The sequence below is a fragment of the Aureitalea sp. L0-47 genome (assembly GCF_026126405.1).
Lineage (GTDB): Bacteria > Bacteroidota > Bacteroidia > Flavobacteriales > Flavobacteriaceae > Pukyongia.
This window is the reverse complement of sequence record NZ_JAFMTQ010000054.1, coordinates 1-431: the sequence shown is the minus strand read 5'-3', so window position 1 is coordinate 431 and position 431 is coordinate 1. Positions and strand designations below refer to the sequence as shown.

At 49.9% G+C, this 431-nt stretch carries 1 protein-coding gene; it reads right to left on the bottom strand.

Annotated features, from left to right (window positions below):
• Positions 1-431 (bottom strand): cadherin-like domain-containing protein (locus tag J1N09_RS15430; protein WP_265201177.1); only part of this gene is annotated, 431 nt, incomplete at both ends.

Below are 431 nucleotides of genomic sequence, written 5' to 3'. Positions count from 1 at the left end.
CCATTCGAAGGACCGCTTACCGGAGAAAGTACCGTATCTACCGTCTGGGTATCTCCTTCAGGATCTGTATCGTTGTCCAATACATTTCCGGTGATGGTAGCACCCTGGTTGCCATTGTAGGCATCGTCATTAGCATACGTCCTGTTGCGGTTCGGATCACCATTGACCGTGATGGTCAAAATGGCTGAATCGGTGGCAGGTGTAAAGTTATCATCCGTTATGAAGTACTCGAAGGTATCCTCCCCCTCGAAGTCTTGCGGTGGCGTATAAGTAAAACTACCATCGGCAGCAATGGTGATACTTCCTCCCTGGGTTGTTGGGAAGGTACCTACATTGGTTACCGTCTGGTTGTCGCCTTCAGGATCGAAGTCGTTCACAAGTACATTTCCGCTTACCGGAACATTCACCTCTGTACCCGCCGTATCGGCATT